Origin of the sequence: Virgisporangium ochraceum (genome assembly GCF_016863655.1) — a bacterium.
Lineage (GTDB): Bacteria > Actinomycetota > Actinomycetes > Mycobacteriales > Micromonosporaceae > Virgisporangium > Virgisporangium ochraceum.
Genome location: NZ_BOPH01000114.1, coordinates 1 through 25,796, shown reverse-complemented (window position 1 = coordinate 25,796; position 25,796 = coordinate 1). Strand labels below are relative to the sequence as shown.

Here is a 25,796-nt window from a genome sequence, read left to right as displayed (position 1 = left end):
AACCTTTCGGTGCCGGACGGGGTCGTGTGGACGAAGGGTCGACAGTCCCGGCGACGAACGGTGGGCTATGACAACGTCGGAGGCCGACTTCCGGCATTTCGTGGACGCGCGGTACGCGGACCTCCTGCGCCTGGCGTACGCCCTGACCGGGTCGGCGCACGACGCCGAGGACCTGGTGCAGGGCTCCCTGGTGAAGGTGATGCGGCGCTGGAAGCGGGTGGAGGACCCGATGGCCTACCTGCGTCGAACCATGATCAACCAGCGGACGAGCGGCTGGCGGCGGCTGCGCCGGCGCGAGATCGTCACCGACGCGCCGCCCGACAGCCCGGTGACCGACGCCGCCGACGAGGTCGCCGACCGGCTGACCGTGCTTCGCGCCCTGGGTGGCCTGCCGCCCCGGATGCGGGCGGCGGTCGCGCTGCGGTACGTGGCCGACCTGTCCGAGGTCGACACGGCGGCCGTCCTCGGATGCTCCGTCGGCACCGTGAAAAGCCAGACCTCGAAGGGTCTCGCGCGGCTACGGGACGCGCTGGAACCGTCGACGCGCGTGAGCACCGGGAGGCACCAGTGACACCGGACGACCGGCCCGGCCGGGGCCAGATGGACGACCGGCTCGGCCGGGCTCTGATCACGATCGGCGACGCCCTGCGCCCTGCGCCCGACCCGTACGGGCGCGTACTGGCCCGGCGTCGCCGGTCCACCCGGCGCCGGCTCGTCGCCGTCGCGGCGGCGGCTCTGACGCTCGCGCTCGGCGTCACCGCGACCGCGGCCGGGTGGACACGGCCCGACACCCCGCCGGCGCAGAGCGAGTCGGACCGGCAGTTCGCGAACGCCAACGCTTGGGCGGGCCGGCTCGCCGATGGCCCCACGCACGGCGCCGTCGGCGCCGACGCCGCCTACGTCGAAGCCCTCGCCGCCGGGATGATGCGCAACTGGCGCGAGGGTCGGTACGACGTCGAACGGCTGTCCGTGGACCGGGTGACGGTGCCGTTCGTCGACGACGTGGGCCCGTACCGGCTGGCGCTTGTCGTCATGGTGCTCACGAGACCCGACGAGCGGGGTTGGCCGTACGCCAGCGCATGGCTGTACGGCGACCGTGGTGCGCCCGCCGCCGCGCTCACCGAGGATGCCCGGATCGGCCACGGCCTCGAGGCGTACTCGCACGTCTCGTACAGCTCCGCCGAGAACACGCCGACGGTGCACGTCGCCGTGGTGCCGCCGCAGTGCCGGTTCGCGACCACGACCACGCCGGCCGACCCCGACTGGACCCCGGAGCCGACCGGCTCGTTCATCGTGCGGACCGGACCGACCGAGCAGCGCGAGTGGTGGCAGGTCGACTGCAACGGCGGTGACGTCCGGGCCGAGCTTCCCGCTCCGAACCGCGGCCCGGGCGCCGGCTTCCCCACGGACGCCCAGGTCACCGAGTCCCGCGCCCACGAACGCGTCCCGTCGGCCACCGCCGACGTGCGGCGGTGCCTGCTGTCGGCCGCCCAGCCGGATCTGTACGCGCCCCTGGCCGGCCTGCCGTACGTGGTGTGGATCGGCGGGGCCGTCGGCGGGCAGCCGGAGGGTGGTGGACTCCCACCGGCCGACCGGGGCGCACTGACCGTCGCGCGCCTGGACAAGGGCGGCTGGACGGCGCAGGTCCTCACCGGCTGGTCGCAGGAGGCGGTCGCCTGGACGCCGACCCAGCGGTACGCGGTCACCGGCGACCCGACCCGGGCCGACTACACGTTCGTGCTGCGGCTGCGCCCGGACGCCCCGGAACACCTGGTACTGCCCAGTGCCGGAGCGACCCTGGTACGGGCCACCTACCGGGGGAGACCGGTGGCGGAGGCGCCGGTGACCGACGGCGCGGCGCGGCTGTCGGTACCTGTCCCGTTCGACGACGTGGAGGCCCTGGACGCGGCCGGCACGGTGGTGGGCCGCGGGGTCCCCGCGGAACCGCTGTCGACGTCGGACACCGGGGTCATCGACCGCTGGTGGGAGGACTGACGCTCCACGGCAGCCGGCGTCGTGACGGATCGGGCTCAGGGTCCCTCCATGTTCACGCATGGAGGGACCCGCCCCTACGGGCGGGCCATCGGTGCCGCCGGGGCCGCAGCCGTCTCGAGGGGACGCACGGTCGACGCGATCAGGGCCGCCAGGCCCAGCAGCGCCGCGACCACGACCAGTGCCCGGAGCACGGTGACCCGGTCGCCGAGGAAGCCGATCGCCGGCGGGCCGGCCAGGAACGCGCAGTATCCGATCGACGCGATGACGCTTACGCGGCCGGCCGCGCGCCGCGGGTCGTCGCCGCCCGCGCTCATCCCCACGGGGAAGCCCAGGGACGAGCCGAGACCCCACAGCAGGGTCCCGACGAAGGCGAGCCACGGCGACGGCGCGAACACGAACAGGACCACCCCGGCGATGCCGATCGCGGCGAGCGCCCGCACGACCGGGACGCGGCCGTACCGGTCGAGCAGGCCCGGTCCGAACCAGCGGCCGACGGTCATCGCGGTGAGGAACGCGGCGAAGGCCAGCGTGCCGAGCGCCGCCGAGACGTGGTGACCGTCGATCGCGGCGACGCTGATCCAGTCGTTGCCGACGCCCTCGGCGAACGCGAAGGCGAGGACGAACACGCCGATCAGCAGCGTGCGGGGCTCGCGCCAGGCGGTCAGGGCGCTGCCCCGCGGCTTCTCGTCGGCCCCGTCCGGCCCGTCGTCCACGACGTCGGGCAGGAACGCGCGGGTGTACCGGACGACGACGGCCACCACGACGACCGCGATCACGGTCAGGTGGGTGGCGACCGGCACGTCGAGGGCGACAGCTCCCGCGCCGAGCAGCGCGCCGGCCACCGTGCCGAGGCTGAAACCGGCGTGGAAGCGCGACATGATCGAGCGTCCCAGCTGCCCTTCGACGACCGTGCCCTGGACGTTCATCGCCACGTCCCAGGCGCCGTTGGCGAACCCGAGCAGGAACAGCCCGACGACGACCGGTACGACGCCCACCATCGAGCCCAGCGCCGCGGTGGTCAGGCCGACGCCGAGCAGCGCGGCCATCATGAGCACCGTGCGCGCCGACCCGATGCGGCTGACCACCAGGCCCGACAGCGGAAGCGCCAGCAGCGAACCGGCGGCGATCGCCAGCAGTACGAGGCCGAGGGCGGAGGGGCCGAGGTCGAGGCGGTCGCGGACCTGGGGGATCCGCGACGCCCAGCTCGCGAACGCGAAGCCGGACCCGATGAAGGCGGCGTAGGTCGCGGCGGTCGCGGCCCGTACGGCGGCGGAGGTCGGGGAGAGGGGGACGGACGGGGGCGGGGCGGAGCTCATATGTACGACAGTACACATCCGGTGGGTGGTGGTCCGTGTAACTCCGCTCACCCCGTGGCGGGCCGGTGCCACTCATACGTACGCTCGTACGCATGAGTGCTGAGGTGACCGGGCGCCGTCCGCGCCGGTACGACCCCGGACGGCGGGACCGTCTGGTCGACGCCGCGCTGGCGGTCATCGCCGAGCGGGGGGTGGCCGGCACGACCCACCGGGAGATCGCCCGGGTCGCGGACGTGCCGCTGGGCTCGATGACGTACCACTTCGCGTCGCTCGACGAGGTGCTCACCGAGGCGTTCACCCGGCACGCCGAACGGGCCGCCCGGGTCTTCGACGAGCGGATGGACGCCGCGGGAAACCGTGCCGAGGCCATCGAGGCCGTGGTGACGCTGGTCGCCGACGACCTGCTCGGCGCCGGCTCCGGTGCCGATCTCGTGCTGAGCGTGGAGCTGTACGTGGCGGCGGCCCGCAACCCGGCGCTGAAGGCGGTGACGCAGGCGTGGATGGCCCGCAGCCGCCGCGCCCTGGAACGCCACTTCGACCCGACGACGGCCCGCGAGCTCGACGCGCTGATCGAGGGGCTGGTGCTGCACAGCGCCCTGTCGACCGACCCGATGACGCCGGAGCAGATCCGGCACGCGATCGAGCGCTACCTGCGCTGACCGCCGCCGCCGGGTGCCGGCATCGGAGCAACCAGCCTAGCCTCCTAGGATGCCAAACGCGGTGTGCGCGGCGCCGCCACGGTGCTCCGCCGGACGGACGGCTTCCACGTGGGGCAGACGGTTATGCGTCGAGGAGGGGGAGGACGGCCGCGAGGCCGTGTTCGGCGCCGGCAGGGCTGACCGGGAGGATGAGGCACCGGCAGCCGGCCGAGACGGCTCCCGCGTCGGCCGGGGTGTCGCCGACCATCACCGTGTCGCGGGGGTCGACGCCCAGGTCCGCGCAGGCCGCCCGGAAGATCTCCGGCGCCGGCTTGCAGTGGCCGACCTCGTACGACAGGGCGTACGCGTCGACGAAGGGAGCCAGGCCGAGGCCCTCGGCGACCGGACGGACGTCGAAGCCGATGTTGCTCACCACCGCCACCCGCACGCCCGCCCCGTGGAGCCGGCGCAGCACCGGCACTGCGTCGGCGTAGGCGCGCCAGCCGTCGGGGGTGAGGAGGCGGTCGTAGAGGGCCGTGGGCAGGCCGTCGATGCCGGAGTCGACGCCGGCGGCCAGGGCCGTGTAGGCGGTGCGGTGGTCGTCCATGGTCAGGTCTCGGCGGTCCCAGGCGGTCCGCACCGACGGGGGTACGACGCTCGGCAGGGGACCGCCGGCGCGTCCCGCCAGGATCAGCTCGTCGGCCAGGCGTCGCGCGGCCGACGGCGTGAGGTCGGCGCCGAGTGCCGCCGCGGCGTTGAGCACCCAGTCGGTCGGCTCCTCGACCTGGGCGAGCGTTCCGTGGAAGTCGAAGAGGACGGCCTTCACAGGGGGCGAGGATACCCGCAGGCGTTCGTCACGGGCCTGACCTAGCCTTGGGGCATGACCTCCCCGGCCCAGCGGTACGCCGACTCCCGTGCCAGGGCCCTCGAAGCCAAAGAGCATCCGGCCTTCACCGAGTTCACGGCCGACCTCCCGTTCGAGCCCGACCCGTTCCAGGTCGACGCCTGCAAGTCCCTGGAGAAGGGCTCGGGCGTCCTCGTCTGCGCGCCCACCGGCGCGGGAAAGACCGTCGTCGGTGAGTTCGCGGTGTTCCTGGCCCTGCGGCAGGGGCGGAAGTGCTTCTACACCACGCCGATCAAGGCGTTGTCGAACCAGAAGTACAACGACCTCGTGCAGACCCACGGCGTCGACAAGGTGGGCCTGCTCACCGGCGACAACGCGATCAACGGCGACGCGCCCGTGGTGGTCATGACCACCGAGGTCCTGCGCAACATGCTGTACGCGGGCTCACCGGCCCTGACCGGCCTGAGCTACGTGGTCATGGACGAGGTTCACTACCTCGCCGACCGGTTCCGCGGCGCGGTGTGGGAGGAGGTGATCATCCACCTGCCCGAGTCGGTCACGCTGGTGTCCCTGTCCGCCACCGTCTCCAACGCCGAGGAGTTCGCTGACTGGCTGGTCACCGTGCGCGGCGAGACCGAGGTGGTGGTCACCGAGCACCGGCCCGTGCCGCTGTGGCAGCACATGCTCGTCGGCAAGCGGATGTTCGACCTGTTCCACGACCAGGAGGCGGCCGAGCACCACGAGGTCCACCCGGAGCTGCTGCGGTACACCCGCGAGCAACTCCGCCGCCTCGACTGGGTCGACGACCGGCGCGGCTACCGGTCGCGCCGCAAGGCGACGCCGCTGCGGTACGAGATCGTCGAGCGGCTCGACCGGGAAGGGCTGCTGCCGGCGATCCTGTTCATCTTCAGCCGCGCCGGCTGCGCGGCGGCCGTGCAGCAGTGCCTGGCCGCGGGCCTGCGGCTCAACGCGCCCGACGAACGCGCCGAGATCCGCGCGATCGTCGAGGAGCGCATCCGCGACATCCCGGCCGAGGACCTCAACGTGCTCGGCTACTGGGAGTGGCTCGACGGGCTCGAGCGCGGCCTCGCCGCCCACCACGCCGGCATGCTGCCGGTGTTCAAGGAGGTCGTCGAGGAGCTGTTCGTCCGCGGGCTGGTCAAGGCGGTGTTCGCGACCGAGACCCTGGCGCTGGGCATCAACATGCCGGCGCGCTGCGTGGTGCTGGAACGGCTGGTGAAGTTCAACGGCGAGCAGCACGCCGACCTGACGCCGGGGGAGTACACGCAGCTCACCGGCCGGGCCGGCCGCCGCGGCATCGACGTCGAGGGGCACGCGGTGGTGGTGTGGGCGCCGGAGGTCGACCCGCAGCACGTCGCCGGGCTCGCGTCGACGCGCACGTACCCGCTGAAGTCGAGCTTCCGGCCGTCGTACAACATGGCGGTCAACCTCGTCGGCAGCGTCGGCGCGTCCGCCGCCCGCGAGCTGCTGGAGAGCTCGTTCGCACAGTTCCAGGCCGACCGGTCGGTGGTCGGCATCGCGCGACAGGTGCAGAAGCACACCGAGGCGATGGACCAGTACGCGCGGTCGATGGCCTGCCACCTCGGCGACTTCGACGGGTACTTCAACGTGCGCATCGCGATCACCGAGCGGGAGCGCACGCTCGCCCGCGACGGCGCGGCGCAGCAGCGGGCCGCGGCGGTCGGCTCGCTGGAGCGGCTGCGGGTCGGCGACGTGATCCGGGTGCCGTCGGGCCGCCGCGCCGGGCTCGCGGTGGTGCTCGACCCGGGCACCGGCGGGTTCGGCGAACCGCGCCCGATGGTCCTCACCGAGGACCGCTGGGCCGGCCGCGTCGCCGCCACCGACTTCGCCGCGCCGGTGGAACCGTTGGCGCGCGTGCGGGTCCCGAAGCACTTCAACCCGCGGTCGCCGCAGGAACGCCGCGACCTCGCGGCGTCGCTGCGCAACGCCGCGAACGGCTCGGGTCTGACCGACCGGCGCGGTTCGGGTCGCGGTTTCGACCCGTCGAAGGGTGCGCGGCGTCAGCGTGGCAGGGGCGCGGCGGGACGCGGGGGAGCGGCCGACGACCCGCAGCTGGTCGAGTACCGGGCGGCGCTGCGGGCGCACCCGTGCCACGCGTGCCCCGACCGCGAGGAGCACGCGCGCTGGGCCGAGCGCCGCTGGCGGCTGCACCGCGAGACCGAGGGGCTGCGCGCCAAGGTGGCGGCGCGAACGGGGTCGCTGGCCCGCACGTTCGACAAGGTCTGCGGCCTGCTCGCCGACCGCGGCTATCTCGGCGCCGACGGGCAGGTCACCGACGCCGGCCGGATGCTGTCGCGGATCTGGACCGAGGCCGACCTGCTGGTCGCCGAGTGTCTCCGGTCGGGGATCTGGAAGGGGCTCGGGCCGGCGGATCTGGCCGCGGCCGTCTCCGTCGTCCTGTACGAGAGCCGCCGCGAGTCCGAGGAGCGGGCCTCGGCGCCGCGCGGACCGGTCGGCGACGCGATCGACGCGACGCGGGCGATCTGGGCGCGGCTCAGCGCCGACGAGGGCGACCGCGGCCTGACCCTGACCCGCGAACCCGACCTCGGCTTCGTCTGGCCGATGTACCGGTGGGCGCGCGGCGAGTCGCTGGCCAAGGTGCTGGCGAGCGCGCACGGCCTCGACGGTGACATGCCGGCCGGCGACTTCGTGCGGTGGGCGCGGCAGGTGCTCGACCTGCTCGGCCAGCTGTCCGAGGCCGGCGACGCGGAGCTGCGCAAAACCGCCCGGTCGGCGATGGACGCGGTCCGGCGCGGGGTGCTGGCGTACAGCGCGATGGCGTAGCCGGTCCCGGAAAATCGCCTTCCGGTACGGGCCGGCTAGCATGCCCGGCCGTGGAGTGGGTGTATCTCGCGTTTCCCGGGTTCCTGCTGGCCAGGGGGATCTTCCGGCCGCGGTACGTGCACGGGCCGGAGGAGCCGGCCGTCGCCGGGATGAACCGGCTGCGGGCGGGGGTGAGCCTGGTGACCGGGCTCGTGCTGTGGGCGGTCTACGGGTCCCTCGGGCCGGTCGACGCGTTCGTGCGCATGATCGTCATGTTCACGTTCTGCGGGGCGGCTGTCGTTCCGCTGTACCTGCTGCTGGTCGCCGTCATGGTGCTGGTCTCGCGCGACCGGCGGGAGACCTGGAGCCGCATGTGGCACGGCCCGGTGACCTCGATGCTGCTGCTCGGGGTGCTGCTGGGCGGCGCCTACCTGGTCACCAAGGCGGGCTTCACGCCGGACAACGCCAGCAGGCAGAACCCGCTCGTGGCACTGGTGATGTTCTATGTCGGCATCCAGCTGGCCCTCGCCGCGTTCACGATCCCGTACTACGCGTGGGTGCACGGGTACCGGGCCATCGACGGCAGCCCGCTCCTGCGTCCGCTGGTGATGCCGCTGTTCGCCTGGACGGCCGTGGTGGTCGACCGCCTGTACGGCAACTGGGAGGACACCGGGGTCCCGGACACGCTGGCGCTGGTGACGTCGGTGGGTGGCGCGGTCGTGGTGACGCTGCTGGCGGTGGCCGAGTACCGGATCGCCGCCCGGTACCACGGCATCGGGTTCCGGTCGGCACCGCCACCGCCGCTCGTGCCGGCCGACGGGAACGCGACGTCCTAATGCCGCCAGACGGCGCGGCCCGGACGGGGCAGGCTCGATCGCATGAGTGACGTGCGGTTTCTTCCGATCGACCCGGACCGGCTCGCGGCGATGCGTTCGGCGGGCGGGGACGAGTTCGGCAACCCGTGGACCCCGTTCGACGCCGAGGGCCGGGAGCCGCTGCGGTGCTGCCTGCGCGGGTCCGGCGCCGGCGAGCGGATCGCGTTGATCACGTACTCGCCGTGGACGGCGCCGTCGCCGTGGATGGAGGCCGGTCCGGTGTTCGTCCACGCCGACGCGTGCGCCGGCTACGCGACGACCGGGCGGTACCCGCCGGCGTTCCTCGACGGACGGCGGATGATCAACCCGTTCGACCACCACGGGGTCCGGGCCTACGACCACATCACGTTCGTCGGGCCGGGCGAGGACCACGAGGCGGCGGTCCGCGCCGTGCTGGCCCAGCCGTCGGTGGCGTTCGCGCACGTGCGCAGCGCGTCCGCCGGCTGCCTGATGTTCGAGGCGCGACCCGTCGGATCACCGTAATGTGAAAGGCATGGCAACGGCATCGACGATGCGTACGGCGGCATCGGCACTGCTCACCGCGGTCTCCGACGAGGTGCGGCAGAAGGTGCGCCTTCCGTTCGCCGACGGGCAGCGCCGGTGGATCGAGTACGTGCCGATGTCGCGTCCGGGCGCCTCCCTGTGCGAGCTCGGCACCGACGGCCGCAAGCTGGCGCACCGGCTGCTCGCCACCGCGCTCAGCCCGGCCGCCTACGCGCAGGCGATGGCCGTGATGGCGCTGGAGGAGGTCCTCGACCGGGCCGAGAACTGGCGCCGCGGCCGTCGCAGCGACGACTACTCCGTCGTGCTGTTCGGCGGCCCCGACGAGGGCGACATGTGGGGGTGGCGGTTCGAGGGCCACCACCTGTCGGTGTCGATGACCCTCGAGGGTGACCGGGTCGCGCCGACGCCGGTGTTCCTCGGCGCGAACCCGGCCCGTATGGGGCACGCGGGCGCGATGGTGCTGCGTCCGCTGGCACCGGAGGAGGACGTGGCGCGGGCGCTGCTGGCCGAGCTGGAGCCGAAGCACCGGTCGGCCGCGATCGTCGCCGACGAGCCGCCGCCGGACATCCGCAGCGGCCGGCGGGCCGACCTCGACCCCGACCTGCGCGCCGCCGGCGTCGCCGCGTCCGACCTGCCCCCGCGGGCACGCGAGCTGATGTGGCGGCTGCTGCACGTCTACCTGGGCCGGCTGCCGGCCGACCTGGCCGCGGCCGAGACCGCGCGGATCGACCTGGGCCGCCTGCACTTCGCCTGGGAGGGTTCTACCGAGCCGGGCGGGCGGCACTACTACCGGGTGCAGTCGCCGGACCTGCTGATCGAGTACGACAACCAGGACGACGGCGGCAACCACGCCCACACCGTGCTGCGCCGCCCCGGCGCCGACTTCGGCGACGACATCCTCGCGGAGCACCGGGCCACCTCCCACGCCTGACCGCGAGTGTCACCCGTGCGTGTGGTTACACGCCGGGTGCGAAGGGCGACACTCGAACGGTTCCGGTGTGCGTTCGGCGCACAGCCTTCGCGCCAGGCGTACACCGGCCGCGCGGAGTGCGAGGGAGGCTGGCGTGGACCCTGCGTCCGCCCGGGTGCCGGTCCAGCGTGACCGCACCGATCTGCGCGACCTGGGCGCGGTCGAGGACCTGATCTCCCAGCGGTACGTCAACCACCGGCCGCGCATGTCCGGCGGCTCCCGCGAGCTGGTGTTCCGCTCGCGGGCGGCCTGGGCCGCCGGGGTGACCGTCGACCGGATGACGTACGGGGCGTCGGTGTCGATCAGGGCCGACCCGTTCGACGCGATCCTGCTGATCGGCATGATCGACGGGCGCTTCGAGCTCACGGCGCGCGGCGAGCACGGCCGGGCCGGGCCGGGCGACTCCTTGCTGTACCCGCTCGGTGTTCCGCTCGGGATCTCCGTCGACCACATGAAGAGCGCCATCACGCAGCTGCCCGCGGAGGTGGTGACCCGGCTGGCGGGCCGGCTGGGGGTCGAGGCGGGGGAGTTCCGGCTCGACGGGATGGAGCCGGTGTCGCCGGCGATGAACCGGCACTGGCACGCGACGGCCGCGCTCGTGGCCCGCAGCTTCGAGGGTCCCCAGCCGGCCGTGGAGCACCCGCTGATCCTGGCCGGCGTGCTGGAGGCCGCCGCCGCGGCGGTGCTGGCGGTGTTCCCCAACTCCACGATGCGCGTCGACTACACCGGTACCGGCGCGGTCGCCCCGGCGGCGGTGCGGCGGGCGGTCGCGTACATCGACGCGAACGCCGGCCGGCCGGTGACGATCGAGGAGATCGCCGCGGCCAGCGGCGTCAAGGCCCGCGGCCTGCAGGCCGCGTTCGCCCGGCACCGCGGCACGTCGCCGACCGGGTACCTGCGCCGGGTCCGGATGGAGCGGGCGCACCGCGACCTGCAGAACGGCAACCGTACCGGCGGTGACACGGTGGCGGAGATCGCCCGCCGGTGGGGCTTCGCGGCACCGGGCCGGTTCGCCGTCGAGTACCGGCGGATCTTCGGCCGGTCACCCGGCGAGACGCTGGGGATCTGAGAGGGGGCCGCCCTGCACACCACGACGCTCGACCTCACCGGCACGGACGCCATCGACGACTTCCTGGTCAGCTGCTACGGCACGTCGATGAAGATCCGCCCGACCGACGACAGTCCGCACGTCTTCCGCCACCGGCGCACCGACGCCGGCGCGTTCGCCATCGAGACCGTCGACGTGCTCGACCACTTCCACCTCGACGCCGACCCGCTGCACCGGCTCGTGGTCACCCGCTCGTCGACGGCGCGGGTCGAGCGGCGCTGCGGCCGCTTCGACCGGCGGTACGGCCCGGGCGACGTGTTCCTCACGTCCGATCCCGACCTGTCGTACACCGCGACGTGGACCGGCGCGGTGTCGAACTGTGTCCTCGACCCCGGCCTGCTGGCCCGGGTCGCCGCCCCGGCGCCGGCCCGGCGACCGGAACCGATCCGGTTCACCAGCCTCGACCCGCGGACGCCCGCCGCCGGTGAGCACTGGTGGACCACCCACCGGTACGTGGCCGAGCTCATCGGCAACCCCGAGGCGGGGATGCCGCTGGTCGTGGACAGCGCGGCCCAGCTCCTCGCGTCGGTGGCGCTCGCGACGTTCCCGAACACCGCGCTCACCGACCCGACGATCGAGGATCGCCGGGACGCGTCGAGCGTCACGCTGCGGCGCGCGGTCGCGTACATCGACGACCACGCCGCGAGCGGGATCACCGTGGTCGACATCGCCGAGGCGGCGCACGTGAGCGTCCGCGCGGTGCAGCTGGCGTTCCGCCGGCACCTCGAGACGACCCCGATGGCGCACCTGCGCCGCGTCCGGCTCGACCACGCGCACCGCGCGCTGGTCGCCGCCGACCCCCGGCACACGACGATGGCCGCGGTCGCCGCGCAGTGGGGCTTCACCAACCACAGCCGGTTCACCGCGGTCTACCGCGCGACCTACGGGGTCCTGCCGAGCACGACCCTGCGCGGCGCCTGACGCGCTTCGCGCAGGAGTGCGCAATGGAGACAGCCATGTGCGCTCAGCGCACTAGTTGATCCACCCGCGTACGCCGATGCTGTGCGGTGTGTCGACACCTCGGCGTGGCGCCGCCGCGCGGTGGGAGCCCGCCGGCGACGGCGGCGAGCGCTTCGTCATCGACGGCGACCTGGACTACTCGGCGCACGAACACGTCCGGCAGACGCTGTGGACGCGCGCGCCCGGCTCGGTGCGGCGGGTGGACATCGACCTCGGCGGGGTCGGCTTCTTCGACACGTCGATCGCGCGGATCCTGGAGCGGTACCGGGTGGAGGCCGCCGATCACGAGGCGCACGTCCGGGTGGTGAACGCGAGCACGGTTCCGCTGATGGTGCTGCGGCTCGCGGGCCTGTCCGCGCTGCTCGGTCCCGACCCGCGGACCGCCTAGCCGCTGAGGGCGTCGACCAGGCGCTTGGCCGGGCTGGCCAGGCCCCACTTCTCGGCGAGCGCGAACAGCCGGTCGGCGTCGACGGGTTCGCGCGGCATGGTGCAGTCCACCTGCGGCACCGGCGCGTCGACCGCGACGCGCACCACCTGCCGGGCCTTGACCAGGTACTCCCGGCCGGCCACGAGCTTGCCCTTGAGACCGGGCGCGAACCCCGACTCCGGGTCGTCGAGCGCGGTCAGCAGGCCGTCGAGGTCGCCGTGGCGGGTGATCAGGCGGGCGGCGGTCTTCTCGCCGACGCCGGCGACGCCGGGCAGGCCGTCGCTGGGGTCGCCGCGCAGCGCGGCGAAGTCGGCGTAGCCGGCCGCGGGCACGCCGTACCTGGCCTGCAGGGCGGCGTCGTCGAGGACCTCGAGCTTGGCAACGCCGCGTCCGCAGTAGAGGACGGTGACGCCGCGGGCGTCGTCGATGACCTGGAACAGGTCGCGGTCCCCGGTGGCGACCTCGACCGGGCCGGGCTCGCGGGCGGCCAGCGCGCCGATGACGTCGTCGGCCTCGTAGCCCTTGACGCCCACGGCGCAGATCCCGAGCGCCTCGAGGACCTCTTCGATGATGGGCACCTGGGGCACCAGGTTGTCGGGGACCAGTTCGCCACCGGCACCGGTGAGCCGCTGCGCCTTGTACTCCGGCAGCAGTTTCACCCGCCACGCCGGCCGCCAGTCGGCGTCCATGCAGCACACGAGCCGGTCCGGCCGGCGGGTGCGGACCAGGGTGGCGACGAAGTCCATGAACCCGCGCACCGCGTTGACCGGCGACCCGTCGGGGGCCAGGGCGGCCTTCTCGGGGATCCCGAAGTAGGCCCGGAAGTAGAGGCTGGCGGCGTCGACCAGGAGCAGCGGCGGCTTCGTCACCGGTACAGCCTGCCATGGCCGACTGCCGTCAACCCAGGGTTGACGATCCAAAGCCGTCAACCTAGGGTTGACGGTATGACGCTTCCGATCAAACCCCCGGTCCGGCTCGACGACCTGATCGACACCATCAAGCAGGTGCACACCGACGCGCTCGAACAGCTCACCGACGCCGTCCTCGTCGCCGACCACATCGGCGAGCTCGCCGACCACCTCATCGGACACTTCGTCGACCAGGCCCGCCGCTCGGGCGCGTCGTGGACCGACATCGGCCGCAGCATGGGCGTGTCCAAGCAGGCCGCGCAGAAGCGGTTCGTGCCCCGGTCCGACGAGCCCGGCGCGATGGACTTCGCCCGGTTCACCGACCGGGCCCGCAAGGTCGTCGTGGAGGCCCAGAACGAGGCCGGGTCGGCGGGCGCGGCGACCATCCAGCCCGGTCACCTCGTCCTGGGGCTGTTGAGCGTCCCGGAAGGCCTTGCCGCGAAGGCGATCGTGGCGCAGGGCGTGGCGATCGAGGCGGTCGCCACGGCCGTGGCCCGCGCGCTGCCGGAACCGACCGCGCCCAAGCCCGGGCACGTGCCGTTCGACCCCGCCGCACGCAAGACCCTCGAGCTGACGTTCCGCGAGGCGCTGCGCCTGGGGCACAACTACATCGGGACCGAGCACATCCTGCTCGCACTGCTGGAGCAGGAGGACGGCGAGGGCCTGCTCAGCGGCCTCGGCATCCGCAAGGAGCCCGCCGAGGAGTTCGTCGCCGAGCAGCTGGCCGCGATCGCGAACCTGAAGATCTGATGCCGCGGGTCCTCCTGCTCGCGACCGGCGACGTGATCGCCTACGGGCGGCACGGCCTGCTGACGGCGGCCGAGCTGCTGACGGCGGCCGAGCTGCTGCCGCCCGGACCGGCCGGCACCGACGTCGACGCCGTCGACCTGCTCACCGAGCCGGCCTTCGACCTGACGTCGTCGACGATGCTCATGCTGGCCCGGCGCGTGGTCTCGGCCGTCCTCGACGAGGGCTACGACGGCGTGGTGGTGACCCACGGCCTGGACACGGTGGAGGAGACGGCCTTCCTCACCGACCTGCTCGCCGGTCCGGCGGCCGCCCGGGCCGGGATCGTGTTCACCGGCGCGGTGCGCCGCCCCGACGACCCCGGCGCCGACGGACCGCACAACCTCGCCGCCGCGCTGGTCGCCGCCCGCGACCCGGCGCTGCGCATGGCCGGCCCGGTCGTGTGCGTCGACGGTGACCTGCACGCGGCCCGCTGGGCGGCCCAGGTCGACGCGGCGGCCGTCGCCGGGTTCTCGTCGGCGCCGTTCGCCCCGCTCGGCCGGGTCGTCGGCGGGCGGGTCGAGCCGCTCGGCCCGCCGCCCCCGCGTCCACCCCGCGCCGCCGGTGAGCCCGCCCCGGACGTCGCGCTGGTCGCGACGTATCCCGGCGTGGAGGCCACGGTGCTCACGGCCGTCGTCGACGCGGGCGCCGCGGGCGTCGTCATCGAGGGGACCGGCAACAGCAACATCCCCACGTCCCTGCTCGCGGCGATCAGCGACCTCACCGACTGGGGGATCCCCGTCGTGATCGCCTCCCGGTGCCGCGCCGGCGCCACCCCGGCGGAGTGGCACGCCCTGCTGGACGCGGTCGGTGCGATCGGCGCCCGCGGCCTGTCGGCCCGCAAGGCACGGCTGGCGCTCATGGTGGCGCTGGGATCGGGCAGCCTCGCCGGCGTGCGGCGCTGGTTCGGGTCGCTCTGAGGTCCGCTAGATGCTTGATTCCAAGGCCTGGCACGGGATGGCTGGGCGTTTTGCCTGTTTGATGGCTGTTCCGCGACCCGCACGGGACCATCGGCCATCAACCGATGCCGATGGGTGGGAGGCTACGAACATCACAAACGCTTGTTGATGTTCATAGCCTCCCACCCGCTCACGATCATCGACGTATCGGTATGGCGGAGCTCCCGACATTCATCACGAAACAGGCGGACGGACGTCCGAGCCCTCGGAATAGATCATCTAGTCCGCGAACGCGTCCGAGGCGGTCAGGCGTTCGACGAACGTGTGGAAGTCGGGCGCGATCGGCAGGTCCTGGCCCGCTTCGACGTCGAGCCAGACGACCGGGGGCTCGCCGGCCGGCCCGCAGGTCCGGTAGTCCAGGGCGATCCAGTAATGGCCGTCGCCGCTGAGGAGCACCACCGGCGACGGCAGGCCCCACTCCGTCACCAGGTACGGCGTGTCCGACAGCGTGATGTCGCCGCCGGGTGGGGCGGCGCAGGCGTCCCAGGCCTCAGCCCGGTGACCGGCCCTCGAACGGGGTCGACAGGACGACCGTCGTGCGGGTGGACACGTTGGCCGCCTTGCGGATCTCCTGGAGCAGCCGCTCGAGACCCGCGGGGCTCTCGACCCGCACCATGAGGAGGTAGAAGTCCTCCCCGGCCACCGAGTAGCACGACTCGATCTGGGGCAGCCCGGCCAGCCGGTCGGGGGCGTCGTCGGGTTGGGACGGGTCCATCGGGCGCACCGCGACGAACGCGGTCAGGGGCAGGCCGAGGGCCTCGTAGTCGATGCGGGCGGTGTAGCCCTTGATCACGCCGCGCTGCTCCAGGCGCCGCACCCGCTGGTGCACGGCCGACACCGACAGGCCGACCCGTTCGGCCAGGTCGGTGTACGACAAACGGCCGTCGTCGGTCAACGCCCGGACGATCGCGCGATCGGTGTCCTCCACGCGGTCACCCTATCGGCAAGATTTTTCGGGGACCGTGTCGAGGGCGGCCGGGCGCCGTTCGTTACCCGGGCGAGAACCCCGAAGGGAGAACAGCCATGAAGTTCGCAATGCTGATCATCGGTGACGACTCCGAGTGGAGCACCCTGCCCCCGGACGAGGAGCAGGACCTCATGCAGCAGATCTACGGCTGGTACGAGAAGTGGCAGCCGACCGGCAAGATCGCCGACGGCGGCGCCGAGCTGCAGCCGCGGACGACCGCCCGCACGATCCGCACCGGCGCCGACGGCGGTTCGGTCGTCACCGACGGTCCGTACATGGAGCTGAAGGAGGTCGTCGGCGGCATCGTGATCATCGAGGCCGACACGATCGAGGAGGCCGTCGAGATCGGCTCGACGTGGCCGCGCGGCGCGGGGATGACCGCGATCGAGGTTCGCCCGCTGATGTCACGCGAGTAGGTCCGCGGGCGGCGGACCCGGCCGTCCCGGATCAGCGATCCGGCGGGACAGCAGCTCCCGTTCGGCCGGGTTCGTCGCCAGTTCCAGCGCCCGCTCCGCCGCGGCGCGGGCCTCGTCGCGGCGGCCGAGCGCCGCGAGCAGGTCGGCCCGCGCGGCGTGCCACAGGTGGTAGCCGTCGAGGCGGTCGCGCAGGTCGTCGACCTCGGCCAGCGCCGTGGCCGGGCTGATCGCGAAGCGCGTGGCCACCGCCCGGTTCAGCAGGACCACGGGGGACCCGTCCAGCGCGGCCAGCCGGTCGTACATCGCCCGGACCTCGGCCCACGGGGTCTTCTCGTAGGAGACGGCGAACGCGTGCATGGCCGCGATGCCCGCCTGCACCTGGTACGGCCCGGTGCGGCCCTGACGCACGGCGTCCCGCAGGCGCACCGCGGCCCGTTCCATCAACGCCGTGTCCCACCGGCGCCGGTCCTGGTGTTCGAGCAGGACGAGCCGGCCCCACGAGTCGAACCGGGTGGCGGCGCGGGCCTCGTGCAGTTCCAGCAGCGCGGTCAGCCCGGCGACCTCCGGCTCGCGGGGCAGCATCCGGGCGAGCTGACGGGCGAGGTCGAGCCCTTCGCGGGCGAGCTCGCGCCGGTGGGCCGACCGGCCGCTGGACAGGTACCCCTCGTTGAACACGAGGTAGATGACGGCGAGCACGGCGGGCAGGCGGGCCGACGGGTCGTCGGGCAGCTCGACGCGGATGCCGCGGTCGCGCAGCTGCTTCCTGGCCCGGCTCAGCCGCTGGGCCATCGTCGGCACCGGCACCAGGAACGCGGCGGCGATCTCGGCGGTCGACAGGCCGCTGGCCGCGTACAGGGTCAGGGCCACGCGGGACGCCTCGGACAGGTCCGGGTGGCAGCAGGCGAAGATCATCGCGAGGCGGTCGTCGACGCCGGGCGCCGGTGGCGGCTCGGAGCCGACGCGGGCCAGCTTCTCCCGGCCGACGGCCTCGCGGCGCAGCCGGTCGATCGCCTTGCGCCAGCCGGTGGTGACCAGCCAGCCGGTCGGCTGCGCCGGCACGCCCTCGTCGGGCCACAGCTTCAGCGCGGCCGTGACCGCCTCGGCCAGCGCCTCCTCGGCGAGGTCGAAGTCGCCCAGGCGCCGGCTGAGTGCGCCGAGCATGCTCGCCGCCTCGGCCCGCCACAGCCGCTCGACGAGCGCGGTGACGTCGGTGCTGGTCATCGCCGTGCGACGCTAGTCGCGACCGGGCGCGGCGTCCAGGACACCGGGGCCGGGGACATCGGGGTCCAGGACAGCGGGGTCGCGCAGCCGTGGCACCGGGGAGAACAGCAGGACCAGCACCGGCAGGAGCAGCCCGGCCGCGCCGACGAACAGCGCGGCCCGCAGCCCCACCGCGGTGGCCACCAGCCCGGCGGCGAGCGAGCCCACCGGGATCGCCGTGTAGCTGGCCAGCCGCATCACGGCGTTCACCCGTCCGAGCAGGTGCGCCGGTGTCACGGACTGCCGCAGGGTCACCGAGCCGATCACCGAGATCGTGACGCCGAACCCGGTCACCAGGTAGGAGACCGCGATCGACACCGGCCCGCCGGCCAGCGGCACCAGCACCGGCGCGACGCAGCCGAGCGTCGTGCCGGCGACGAACGTCGGGCCGAAGCCGAACCGCCGCACCACCCGGGGCGCCACGACGGCGCCGGCCAGGGCGCCGACGCTGCCGAGGCTCACGCACAGCCCGAGCGTCCCGGCGCCAAGGCCCAGCCGCGACAGCGCGTAGAGCGCGATGAGCGTCTCCCCGAACTGCGCGAACAGGTTGTAGGTGAACGCCTCGAGGCTGATCGTGCGCAGGTAGGGGTCGCGGAGCACCGCCGCGACGCCGTCGCGGACCTGCCGGCGCGGCCCCACCGGCGGGCCCGCGTCGGAGGGCGCGCTGTCCGCGGTCCCGATGCGCGTGAGCGTGACCACCGACGCCGCGAACGACGCGGCGTCGACCAGCAGCACGACGGGCGCCCCGAGCACCTGGACGAGGCCGCCGGCGATGCCGGGGCCGCCGACGTCGGCCGCAGAGGCGCTCACCGACAGCGCGCTGTTGCCGTCGACGAGCAGGTTCCGCGGGACGACCGCCGGCAGGTACGACAGGTACGCGACGTCGAAGACCACGGTGCAGGCGCCGATGGCGAGCAGCGCGGCGGCCAGCCAGCCCAGGTGCAGCAGATCGGCCAGGCCCGCGACGGCGAGCGCGGCGATCAGGGCGCCGCGTTGGCCGCGACCATCGCCGGCCGGGGCGCGTTGCGGTCGACCCAGAGGCCGACCGGCAGGGTCAGCAGCACGAACGGCAGGAACTCCAGCGTGCGCAGCAGGCTGAGCTGGCCGGCGTCGGCGCCGAGCACGGTGATCGCCAGCACCGGGACCGCGAAGCCGGTCATCTGCGAGCCGAGCATCGACACCGACTGCCCGGTCCACAGGCGGACGAAGTCCCGGTTGCGCCAGATACTCATCCCGTAACCGCCGTTCGCTCGATGCTGGTTACGTAACCTCCCATCGGCCGACGGTGGTGTCAAATGGAGAGCGTGACCCGTACCGTTCCGGCCACCGCGCCCGGCGACCTCGCCCTCGTCCAGCGCTTCCTCAACACGCTGCACGTGGAGCGGGGGACCGACGAGCTGGCCGACCCGGGCGCGGCGGCAACCTGGCTGGCCGCGGCGCGCCTGCCCGGCGAACCCGACCTCGCCCTCCTGCGCGGCCTGCGCCGCGAGCTGCGGGCCCTGTGCGGCGACGGCACCCCGCACCCCGGCCGTCTCGCCGCGATCGCCGACGCCGCCCCGCTACAGGTCGCGCTCGACCCGCACGACCACCTGGTGCTGCGGCCGCACGGCGCCGGCGCCGCGGTGGCCACCCTGCTCGCCCACGTTGTCGACGCCCAGGCCGACGGCACCTGGCACCGCCTGAAGATCTGCCGCCACGACGGCTGCCGCTGGGCGTTCTACGACGGGTCCCGCAGCCGCACCGCCACCTGGTGCGCGATGGGCATCTGCGGCAACCGCACCAAGGTGGCGGCGTACCGGCGGCGGTCGCCGGCGGGCTAGGCTCCGGCGGATGCTGATCTGGATCAACGGGGCGTTCGGAGCCGGCAAGACCACCCTGGCCACCGAGCTCAAGACGCGGCTGCCCGACGCGCTCGACTACGACCCCGAGTACGTCGGCTACCTGCTCACCAAGTGGGTCCCGGCGCCCGAGAGCCACGACTTCCAGGACCTGCCGCTGTGGCGGCGGATGGTCGCCCAGTTCGCCCTCGGCCTCTGGGAGGAGTACCAGCGGCCGCTGATCGTGCCCATGACGCTGGTCAACGCCCGGTACCGGGACGAGATCTTCACGGCGTTGCGCGCGGCCGGCGTCCCCCTCCTGCACGTGTTCCTCGACGTGCCCGCCGAGGAGGTCCGCCGCCGCATCGTCGAGCAGGACGTGATCGACGGCGCGCCGCAGGCCGACGACACGAGGGAGTTCCGCCTGCGCAACGTCGACCGGTGCGTGGCCGCCCGCGCCGACCTGACGGCCGACACACTCGTCCTGGACGGCGGCCGGCACACGCCCTCGGAGCTGGCCGACCTCGTGCAGGCCCGGCTCTCCTAGAGGACGACCAGCTCCGTCGGCAGGGTGTTCATCCGGTCGGCGCCGGTTTCGGTGCACACGACGATGTCCTCGATGCGGGCGCCGTGCCGGCCGGCCCGGTACACGCCGGGCTCGATGGAGAACGCCATGCCCGCCTCGAGCGGCCGGTCGTTGCCGGTGACCAGGTACGGGTCCTCGTGGCCGTCGAGGCCGATGCCGTGACCGGTGCGGTGCAGGAACTCCGGCCCGTAGCCGGCCTCCGTCAGCAGGTCGCGGCACGCGGCGTCGACCGCTTCCGCGGTGACCCCGGGCCGCACGGCGGCCAGTCCGGCCAGCTGGGCCTCGTGCAGGGCCGCGTAGTACGCGGCGAAGTCGGCCGGCGGCTTCCCCCCGGCGACGTAGGTGCGGGTGCAGTCGGAGCAGTAGCCGTCGTCCATGGTCCCGCCGATGTCGACCACCACCGGCTCGCCCTCCCCGATCACCCGGTCGGACGTGTGGTGGTGCGGGCTGGCGCCGTTGGGTCCGCTGGCCACGATCGTGAAGTCGACGGTCCGGTGACCGGCGGCGCGCATCGCGGTCGCGATGTCGGCGGCCACCTCCGCCTCGGTGCGGCCGGGTCGCAGCCATTCGCCCATCCGCGCGTGCACGGCGTCGATCGCCGCACCGGCCCGCCGCAACGCCTCCACCTCCTCGGGCGACTTGCGGAGCCGCAGCTCGCGCAGCACGTCACCGGCCAGGCGCTGCTCGACGGCCGGCAGGGCCGCACGCAGCGCCAGCACCTGCTCGGCCCACATCCGGTTGGCAAGGCCGACCGACGTCGCGCCGTCGAGCGCCGCCGCGACCAGCGGGTAGGGGTCGCCGCCGTCGGGATGGTCGGTGATCGTCACGCCGAGGCCGCCCGCCGGTGCGGCCTCGGCGTCGGGACGCTCGAGCCGGGGGACGATCAGCGTGGCCGGCCCGTCGACCGGCAGCACGAGCAGGGTGAGCCGCTCGGTCGGCTTCGCCGCGTACCCGGTGAGGTACCGCAGGTCGGAGCCGGGGCTGAGGAGCAACGCGTCGAGCCCGGCGGCCGCGGTGGCGGCCCGGGCGGCGTCGAGGCGGTCGACGGAGTAGAGACCCATGCGGTCACCCTAGATCGCTCCCGGGGGTCCGGGCCGCCTGGCGTCACCCGGTGGCGGCGTTCCACCGGTGGATCACGCGGCGTCCGTGTTCGAAGCCGAGCACCGAGACCGTCGCCGTGTCGAGCTTGAGGAGGCCACCGCCGGCCGGGGGCAGCCCGATCCAGCGGGCGCCGGTGACCCGCAGGGAGTGGCCGTGGGCGACGAGCGCCACGTCGCCGGTGTCCAGCAGGGGAGCGACGCGGTCGAGGAGGCGGTCGATCCGGGCGCCGACCTCGGTGGGGGACTCGCCGCCGGGGCAGCCGTCGGTCCACAGGTCCCAGCCCGGGTCGTGGTGGGCGTGGACGTCGGCGGTGGTGACGCCCTCGTACCTGCCGTAGTTCCACTCGGCGAGGTCCTCGGTGACCTCGGTCGGCGCCAGGCCCGCGAGGTCGGCCGTCCGCAGTGCCCGCCGCCGGGGGCTGCTCACCACCGCCGCGAACGTACGTCCCCGTACGGTGGCGGCGACCGCCTGCGCCTGCCGTACGCCGGCGTCCGTCAGGTCCAGGTCGGTCACCGAGGTGTGCCGGCGGGCGGCGCTCCACTCGGTCTCGCCGTGGCGGATCAGCACGATCTCTCCCATGGGGTCCATCATGCTGTGATGACGACGTTCGACCACGTGTCCCTGGTCTTTCTCGTGCGTCCCGCCGACGCCCCCGCCGTCTCCGACGAGGAGGCGACCGCCCTGCAGGATGCCCACCTGGCGCACCAGGCGGCGCTGGCCGAACGGGGCCTGGTGCTGGCCGCCGGCCCCCTGGTCGACCAGGACGACGAGCGGCTGCGCGGCATCTGCGTCCTGTCGGTGGACGCCGAACGCGCCCGCGCCCTGTACGCCGACGACCCCGCGGTGCGGGCCCGCCGGCTGGCCGTCCAGGTGGCGACGTGGATGGTCCCGACCGGTGGCGCGGTGTTCCCGGGCGTCCGCCTCCCGGCGTCGACCGCGGAGGCGCTGGGCTGACCCTGCCGCCCTGACCCTGCCGCCCAGCCACGCGGACGGGGCAACCAACCTAGCCTCCTAGGATGCCTATGCGGGTGTGGCGCAGGGGACCCGCTGCCAGGGCAACCGGCGTAGACGGGACACAGACGTCGCCCGCCTGCGTGGACAAGTCCTGTCCACGCAGGCGGGCGTCCACGGGAGAGGTCGTCACGCGGCCCGGTGCATCGCCCGCACGCCGACCCACAGGCCCACCGCAGCGGTCAGGGCGGCCGCGACCACGCCCTCCGCCACCGTGCGGTTCCAGAGGTCGCCGGCGAACAGGGCGCGTTCCGCGTCGACCACGTACGTCAGGGGGTTGACGTGCGCCGCCGTACGGAGCCAGCCGGGCCCGTTGTCCAGCGGGAGGAGCATCCCGGCGAGGATCAGCATCGGGAACAGCAGGGTCTGCTGCACCACCCAGAACAGCCAGTCCTGGTTCTTCACGGCCAGGGCCAGCGTGTAGGACAGCGCACCCATCCCGACGCTGAACACCGCCAGGAGCAGCAGGCCGGCGAGTACACCCGCCGGCGACGGGCGCAGCCCGAACGGCACGGTCACGGCGACGACCACCAGCGCCTGCACCACGGTGGGTGCGATCTCCTTCAACGCCCGGCCGAGCAGCAGCGACGGCCGCGACAGCGGGGTGACCAGCTGGCGTTCGTGCGAGCCGGTCTGCATCTCCTGGATCAGGTTGGCACCGGTGGTCGAGGTGCCGAACAGGGCCAGCATGACGAGCACGCCGGGCACGAACCACTCCAGCGGCGCGAGGTCGCGCAGCAGCGGCGCGAACAGGCCGAGGAAGATCAGGGGCTGGATCAGCCCGAAGATGACCGTGAACGGATCGCGGACCAGCGGGCGCAGCTCGCGGGTGAAGACGATCCCGGTGTCGGTGACGAGCTTCATGCGGTCACTCCTTCGCGCAGGCTGCGGCCGGTCAGGGACAGGAACACGTCGTCGAGGGTGGGCTGGGACACGGCGGCCGACGCCACCTTCACGCCGGCCAGGTCGAGGTCGCGCAGCAGCGCGGGCACCAGGGCCGGCCCGTCCTCGGCGGGCACGCTCACGCGGGTCCCGTCGAGGACGCCACCGACGAGCGCGACCGCCGACGCGGCCTCCGGCGCCGAGGCGAAACCGAGCGTGACCCGGTCGCCGAGCGCGGCCTTCAGGCGCGCCGGCGGGGCATCGGCGATGACCCGGCCGTGGTCGACCACGATGACGCGTTCGGCCATCGAGTCGGCCTCGTCGAGGTAGTGGGTGGTGAGGACGACCGTGGTGGCGTGCCGTTCCCGCAGGGCTCGGATGTGCTCCTGCAGGTTGGCGCGGTTCTGCGGGTCGAGGCCGGTCGACGGCTCGTCGAGGAACAGCAGGCGCGGCGCGTGGATCAGGCCCATCGCGATGTCGAGGCGGCGACGCTGCCCGCCGGACAGGGTCGAGACCCGCCGGTCGGCCACCGGTCCCAGGTCCAGCGACTCGATGAGCTCGGCGGCGCGCGACCGGGCGGCGGCGCGCGACATGCCGTAGGCCCGGCCCTGGGTGACCAGCTCGTCGCGGCCGCGCTGGGTGTGGCCGGCGCCGTTGCCCTGTCCGATGTAGCCGATGCTGCGCCGCACCGCCGCCCGGTCGGTGACCACGTCGTGGCCGGCCACGCGGGCGGTGCCGGAGGTCGGCGCGATGAGCGTGGTCAGCATCCGCAGGGTCGTGGACTTGCCGGCGCCGTTCGGGCCGAGCAGCGCGACGAGTTCGCCCGCGCCGACGTCGAGGTCGAGGCCCTCCACGGCCCGCACGTCGCCGAAGTGCCTGGTCAGGTTCCGCGTCTGAATCATGTCGACAACGCTATGAACACTAGCGGTCAGCTTCTGGCCGCATTCGATGGAAACATGGGTCACATGTCGAACCCGAGCTCGCGGATGCTGCGCCTGCTGTCGCTGCTGCAGACCCACCGGTTCTGGCCGGGAACGGAGCTGGCCGACCGCCTCGAGGTCAGCGCGCGGACGGTCCGCCGCGACGTCGACCGGCTGCGCGAGCTCGGCTACCCGGTGCAGGCCAGCCGCGGCATCACCGGCGGCTACCAGCTGCAGGCCGGTGCCGCGCTGCCGCCGCTGCTGCTCGACGACGAGGAGGCGGTCGCCATCGCGGTCGGGCTGCGCGCGGCGGCGACCGGCGCCGTGTCCGGCATCGAGGAGACGTCCGTGCGGGCCCTGGCCAAGGTGGTCCAGGTGATGCCCCCGCGGTTGCGGCGCCGGGTGGACGCGCTGCGCACGTACACGGTGCCGGCGTTGTTCGGTGGCGGTCCCCGGGTCGACGCGGCGGCGCTGACGGTGATCGCGCAGGCCTGCCGTGACGGGGAGCGGCTGCGGTTCGGGTACACCGCCCGCGACGCGGAGCCGGCGGAGCGGCTGGTGGAGCCGCACACGCTGGTGACCGTGGGACGCCGCTGGTACCTGGTCGCCTGGGACACCGAGCGCGGCGACTGGCGCACCTTCCGCGTCGACCGGCTGCGGGAGCCGGCGGCGACCGGTGCCCGGTTCCGCCCGCGGGAGGTGCCCGGCGGCGACGCGGCCGGGTTCGTGCGGTCGCGGCTGGCCCAGGCGCCCCGCCGCTACCAGCTGGAGGTGCGGTTCCACGCCGACCCGGCGCACGTCGAGCGGGTCCTCGGGTACATGGGGTCGGTGGAGGCGGTCGACGATGCGACGGCGGTGTTCCGGGCGTCGGTCGACACGCTAGACTGGCCGGCGGCGGTCCTCGGGATGGTCGGCGCCGACTTCGAGGTGGTGTCGCCGCCGGAGCTGCGCGACTTCCTCCGCGACATCGGCGCACGCATGGTCGCGGCCGGCTCCACCCCGGGGTAGAGGCGCGATCGTGCGCCGCGGCGATGTCCGGCCGCGTCCGCTTTGGTGAGCTTGACCCCGTGGAGGCGACGGTGGTGCGCGAGCCCGCGTGGGTGCGCTACGGGCTGTGGATCGTGTTCCCGCTCATCGGCGGGGTGCTGGGCTGGTTCCTGCCGGGGTTGTCGCAGTGGGTCGTCGACCTGCCGGACTTCCCCGGCAAGGGCCCGTTCCGGCTGGTGGCCTCGTTTCCGCGGGGTCCGGCCACGCTCGTCGCGGCCGGGGTCGGCGTCGTGGCGGGGCTGCTGCTGGCCCTGGTCGCGGCGTACGAGCGCCTGACGGTGACAGTCGCGCGCGAGCAGGTGACCCTGACCCGCGGCGACAGGACCTCGATCGTGCTCCGCGACCGGGTGTGGGGCGCGTTCGCCGACGGGAAGCAACTGGTGATCGTCGACCGGCACGGTGGGGAGGCGGCCCGGGAGAAGCACGACCTGCGGCACGACGCGGTGGCGGCGGCGCTGCGCGCCCACGGCTACCCGTGGCTCGACCGGGACCCGTTCGCCGACCGGTACCAGCTGTGGGTGGTCGGCGTCCCGGGCCTGCCGCCGGGCGGCGAGGCACTGCTCGCGGCCCGCGGCACGGCGCTGGAGAAGTCGAAGACCGAGGACGCCGAGCGGCTGCGCCGCGAACTGGCCCGCGTAGGCGTGGTGGTCCGCGACGAGAAGAAGGCCCAGTACTGGCGGCTGGCGGAACCGCT

At 73.9% G+C, this 25,796-nt stretch carries 30 protein-coding genes; 18 read left to right on the top strand and 12 right to left on the bottom strand.

The window, feature by feature from the left end:
• Positions 1 to 67 precede the first annotated feature (67 nt).
• Positions 68 to 571 carry a SigE family RNA polymerase sigma factor gene (locus Voc01_RS41680; RefSeq protein WP_203933246.1) on the top strand — a complete coding sequence of 168 codons (504 nt, stop codon included), beginning with the start codon at positions 68 to 70 and terminating at the stop codon, positions 569 to 571.
• Positions 568 to 1,995: a hypothetical protein gene (locus tag Voc01_RS41675; RefSeq protein ID WP_203933245.1), complete on the top strand. Its 1,428-nt coding sequence runs from the start codon at positions 568 to 570 to the stop codon at positions 1,993 to 1,995. Before Voc01_RS41680 ends, Voc01_RS41675 begins: the two co-directional genes overlap by 4 nt.
• 74 nt (positions 1,996 to 2,069) lie before the next feature.
• Here Voc01_RS41675 and Voc01_RS41670 read toward each other — a convergent pair whose 3' ends face one another.
• Positions 2,070 to 3,311, bottom strand: coding sequence for an MFS transporter (locus Voc01_RS41670; RefSeq protein ID WP_203933244.1), 1,242 nt, complete (start codon positions 3,309 to 3,311; stop codon positions 2,070 to 2,072).
• A gap of 92 nt (positions 3,312 to 3,403) precedes the next feature.
• On the opposite strand from Voc01_RS41670, the gene Voc01_RS41665 reads away from it, so the two are divergent.
• Positions 3,404 to 3,970 carry a TetR/AcrR family transcriptional regulator gene (locus Voc01_RS41665; RefSeq protein WP_203933243.1) on the top strand — a complete coding sequence of 189 codons (567 nt, stop codon included), beginning with the start codon at positions 3,404 to 3,406 and terminating at the stop codon, positions 3,968 to 3,970.
• 121 nt (positions 3,971 to 4,091) lie between these two features.
• Here Voc01_RS41665 and Voc01_RS41660 read toward each other — a convergent pair whose 3' ends face one another.
• Complete coding sequence (locus tag Voc01_RS41660) at positions 4,092 to 4,892, bottom strand: HAD family hydrolase (protein ID WP_203933242.1); 801 nt, start codon at positions 4,890 to 4,892, stop codon at positions 4,092 to 4,094.
• Here Voc01_RS41660 and Voc01_RS41655 point away from each other — a divergent pair.
• From Voc01_RS41655 to Voc01_RS41625, 7 genes are all read left to right on the top strand, one after another.
• The gene (locus Voc01_RS41655; protein WP_203933241.1) at positions 4,830 to 7,619 is read left to right on the top strand and encodes a DEAD/DEAH box helicase; all 2,790 of its coding nucleotides are present in this window, start codon (positions 4,830 to 4,832) and stop codon (positions 7,617 to 7,619) included. The two genes, Voc01_RS41660 and Voc01_RS41655, sit on opposite strands and share 63 nt — an antisense overlap.
• A 50-nt stretch (positions 7,620 to 7,669) precedes the next feature.
• Positions 7,670 to 8,434: a hypothetical protein gene (locus Voc01_RS41650; RefSeq protein ID WP_203933240.1), complete on the top strand. Its 765-nt coding sequence runs from the start codon at positions 7,670 to 7,672 to the stop codon at positions 8,432 to 8,434.
• A 42-nt stretch (positions 8,435 to 8,476) separates the two neighbouring features.
• The gene (locus Voc01_RS41645) at positions 8,477 to 8,956 is read left to right on the top strand and encodes a DUF1203 domain-containing protein (RefSeq protein WP_203933239.1); all 480 of its coding nucleotides are present in this window, start codon (positions 8,477 to 8,479) and stop codon (positions 8,954 to 8,956) included.
• Positions 8,957 to 8,966: 10 nt separating this feature from the next.
• Positions 8,967 to 9,908, top strand: a complete 942-nt coding sequence (locus tag Voc01_RS41640; protein ID WP_239160877.1) for a DUF3500 domain-containing protein — start codon at positions 8,967 to 8,969, stop codon at positions 9,906 to 9,908.
• Positions 9,909 to 10,041: 133 nt separating this feature from the next.
• The gene (locus Voc01_RS41635) at positions 10,042 to 11,016 is read left to right on the top strand and encodes an AraC family transcriptional regulator (RefSeq protein ID WP_203933238.1); all 975 of its coding nucleotides are present in this window, start codon (positions 10,042 to 10,044) and stop codon (positions 11,014 to 11,016) included.
• Between the two features lie 87 nt (positions 11,017 to 11,103).
• Complete coding sequence (locus Voc01_RS41630) at positions 11,104 to 11,976, top strand: helix-turn-helix transcriptional regulator (RefSeq protein WP_203933237.1); 873 nt, start codon at positions 11,104 to 11,106, stop codon at positions 11,974 to 11,976.
• Positions 11,977 to 12,064: 88 nt separating this feature from the next.
• Positions 12,065 to 12,403 carry an STAS domain-containing protein gene (locus Voc01_RS41625; protein WP_203933236.1) on the top strand — a complete coding sequence of 113 codons (339 nt, stop codon included), beginning with the start codon at positions 12,065 to 12,067 and terminating at the stop codon, positions 12,401 to 12,403.
• Here Voc01_RS41625 and Voc01_RS41620 read toward each other — a convergent pair.
• Positions 12,400 to 13,311, bottom strand: coding sequence for a 5'-3' exonuclease (locus Voc01_RS41620; RefSeq protein WP_203933235.1), 912 nt, complete (start codon positions 13,309 to 13,311; stop codon positions 12,400 to 12,402). The two genes, Voc01_RS41625 and Voc01_RS41620, sit on opposite strands and share 4 nt — an antisense overlap.
• Positions 13,312 to 13,386: 75 nt before the next feature.
• Here Voc01_RS41620 and Voc01_RS41615 point away from each other — a divergent pair, with 75 nt between their 5' ends.
• Both Voc01_RS41615 and Voc01_RS41610 read left to right on the top strand, forming a co-directional pair.
• Entirely contained in the window at positions 13,387 to 14,100 is a 714-nt protein-coding gene (locus Voc01_RS41615; protein WP_203933234.1) for a Clp protease N-terminal domain-containing protein, read from the top strand.
• Positions 14,100 to 15,056: an asparaginase gene (locus tag Voc01_RS41610; RefSeq protein WP_203933233.1), complete on the top strand. Its 957-nt coding sequence runs from the start codon at positions 14,100 to 14,102 to the stop codon at positions 15,054 to 15,056. Before Voc01_RS41615 ends, Voc01_RS41610 begins: the two co-directional genes overlap by 1 nt.
• Positions 15,057 to 15,314: 258 nt before the next feature.
• On the opposite strand, the gene Voc01_RS41605 is transcribed toward Voc01_RS41610, so the two are convergent.
• Both Voc01_RS41605 and Voc01_RS41600 read right to left on the bottom strand, forming a co-directional pair.
• Positions 15,315 to 15,521, bottom strand: coding sequence for an SMI1/KNR4 family protein (locus tag Voc01_RS41605; RefSeq protein WP_203933232.1), 207 nt, complete (start codon positions 15,519 to 15,521; stop codon positions 15,315 to 15,317).
• Between the two features lie 64 nt (positions 15,522 to 15,585).
• Positions 15,586 to 16,023 carry an Lrp/AsnC family transcriptional regulator gene (locus Voc01_RS41600; RefSeq protein WP_203933231.1) on the bottom strand — a complete coding sequence of 146 codons (438 nt, stop codon included), beginning with the start codon at positions 16,021 to 16,023 and terminating at the stop codon, positions 15,586 to 15,588.
• A gap of 95 nt (positions 16,024 to 16,118) precedes the next feature.
• On the opposite strand from Voc01_RS41600, the gene Voc01_RS41595 reads away from it, so the two are divergent.
• Positions 16,119 to 16,478 (top strand): YciI family protein, encoded by a 360-nt coding sequence (locus tag Voc01_RS41595; protein ID WP_203933230.1) that lies wholly within the window; start codon positions 16,119 to 16,121, stop codon positions 16,476 to 16,478.
• Here the strand turns inward: Voc01_RS41595 and Voc01_RS41590 are convergent.
• The 3 genes from Voc01_RS41590 to Voc01_RS53635 are packed head-to-tail and all read right to left on the bottom strand — an operon-like array spanning position 16,467 to position 18,970.
• Complete coding sequence (locus tag Voc01_RS41590) at positions 16,467 to 17,699, bottom strand: RNA polymerase sigma factor (RefSeq protein WP_203933229.1); 1,233 nt, start codon at positions 17,697 to 17,699, stop codon at positions 16,467 to 16,469. The two genes, Voc01_RS41595 and Voc01_RS41590, sit on opposite strands and share 12 nt — an antisense overlap.
• 12 nt (positions 17,700 to 17,711) lie before the next feature.
• Positions 17,712 to 18,719 (bottom strand): MFS transporter, encoded by a 1,008-nt coding sequence (locus tag Voc01_RS41585; RefSeq protein ID WP_275423809.1) that lies wholly within the window; start codon positions 18,717 to 18,719, stop codon positions 17,712 to 17,714.
• Complete coding sequence (locus Voc01_RS53635; protein ID WP_239160876.1) at positions 18,719 to 18,970, bottom strand: hypothetical protein; 252 nt, start codon at positions 18,968 to 18,970, stop codon at positions 18,719 to 18,721. Before Voc01_RS53635 ends, Voc01_RS41585 begins: the two co-directional genes overlap by 1 nt.
• Positions 18,971 to 19,033: 63 nt before the next feature.
• Between Voc01_RS53635 and Voc01_RS41580 the strand changes: the two genes are divergently transcribed.
• Together Voc01_RS41580 and Voc01_RS41575 are read left to right on the top strand one after the other, a co-directional pair.
• Positions 19,034 to 19,558, top strand: a complete 525-nt coding sequence (locus Voc01_RS41580) for a CGNR zinc finger domain-containing protein (RefSeq protein ID WP_203933227.1) — start codon at positions 19,034 to 19,036, stop codon at positions 19,556 to 19,558.
• 10 nt (positions 19,559 to 19,568) lie between these two features.
• Complete coding sequence (locus tag Voc01_RS41575) at positions 19,569 to 20,102, top strand: AAA family ATPase (protein WP_203933226.1); 534 nt, start codon at positions 19,569 to 19,571, stop codon at positions 20,100 to 20,102.
• Here the strand turns inward: Voc01_RS41575 and Voc01_RS41570 are convergent.
• A complete protein-coding gene (locus tag Voc01_RS41570) occupies positions 20,099 to 21,202 on the bottom strand; it encodes a M24 family metallopeptidase (protein WP_203933225.1) in 1,104 nt (367 codons plus the stop codon). The genes Voc01_RS41575 and Voc01_RS41570 overlap by 4 nt on opposite strands.
• Positions 21,203 to 21,245: 43 nt before the next feature.
• Positions 21,246 to 21,821: a histidine phosphatase family protein gene (locus tag Voc01_RS41565; RefSeq protein WP_203933224.1), complete on the bottom strand. Its 576-nt coding sequence runs from the start codon at positions 21,819 to 21,821 to the stop codon at positions 21,246 to 21,248.
• An 18-nt stretch (positions 21,822 to 21,839) separates the two neighbouring features.
• On the opposite strand from Voc01_RS41565, the gene Voc01_RS41560 reads away from it, so the two are divergent.
• A complete protein-coding gene (locus Voc01_RS41560; RefSeq protein WP_203933223.1) occupies positions 21,840 to 22,196 on the top strand; it encodes a YciI family protein in 357 nt (118 codons plus the stop codon).
• A 186-nt stretch (positions 22,197 to 22,382) separates the two neighbouring features.
• On the opposite strand, the gene Voc01_RS41555 is transcribed toward Voc01_RS41560, so the two are convergent.
• Together Voc01_RS41555 and Voc01_RS41550 are read right to left on the bottom strand one after the other, a co-directional pair.
• Positions 22,383 to 23,117, bottom strand: coding sequence for an ABC transporter permease (locus Voc01_RS41555; RefSeq protein ID WP_203933222.1), 735 nt, complete (start codon positions 23,115 to 23,117; stop codon positions 22,383 to 22,385).
• Positions 23,114 to 24,037, bottom strand: a complete 924-nt coding sequence (locus Voc01_RS41550) for an ABC transporter ATP-binding protein (protein WP_203933221.1) — start codon at positions 24,035 to 24,037, stop codon at positions 23,114 to 23,116. Before Voc01_RS41550 ends, Voc01_RS41555 begins: the two co-directional genes overlap by 4 nt.
• A gap of 63 nt (positions 24,038 to 24,100) precedes the next feature.
• Between Voc01_RS41550 and Voc01_RS41545 the strand changes: the two genes are divergently transcribed.
• Both Voc01_RS41545 and Voc01_RS41540 read left to right on the top strand, forming a co-directional pair.
• Positions 24,101 to 25,063, top strand: a complete 963-nt coding sequence (locus tag Voc01_RS41545; RefSeq protein ID WP_203933220.1) for a helix-turn-helix transcriptional regulator — start codon at positions 24,101 to 24,103, stop codon at positions 25,061 to 25,063.
• A gap of 59 nt (positions 25,064 to 25,122) precedes the next feature.
• The coding region (locus tag Voc01_RS41540) for a YqeB family protein (RefSeq protein ID WP_203933219.1) at positions 25,123 to 25,796 on the top strand (674 nt) is incomplete at its 3' end.